This window comes from Ochrobactrum sp. SFR4 (assembly GCF_019730395.1).
GTDB lineage: Bacteria > Pseudomonadota > Alphaproteobacteria > Rhizobiales > Rhizobiaceae > Pseudochrobactrum.
This window is the reverse complement of record NZ_JAAPBB010001407.1, coordinates 1-235: the sequence shown is the minus strand read 5'-3', so window position 1 is coordinate 235 and position 235 is coordinate 1. Positions and strand designations below refer to the sequence as shown.

Genomic DNA, 235 nt, shown 5'->3' with positions numbered 1-235 from the left:
TGACATATTTCTGCGGCTGAATGGAGCTCAGCACCTGAGCCAGCCCTTCAATCTGCGGCTCAGGCCGGTTATGGAAATCACCGGATATCCGGCTGTAGCCAATCTCCTGTCCCTCACGAAAATGCACAAGCCGCAATGGCAGACGTGGCTGTGGCACTTTCAAAAAGGCATTATCGCGCAAATCACAGGCCATAACCGATGATCCGCCCGCAGTCGTATAACCGCGCGCACTCAG

The 235-nt window shown here is 54.9% G+C and carries 1 protein-coding gene; it reads right to left on the bottom strand.

Translation table 11 applies throughout. From position 1 onward, the window contains the following. A partial coding sequence (locus HBA93_RS23660) for a hypothetical protein (RefSeq protein ID WP_221724837.1) occupies positions 1-235 on the bottom strand: 235 nt, incomplete at both ends.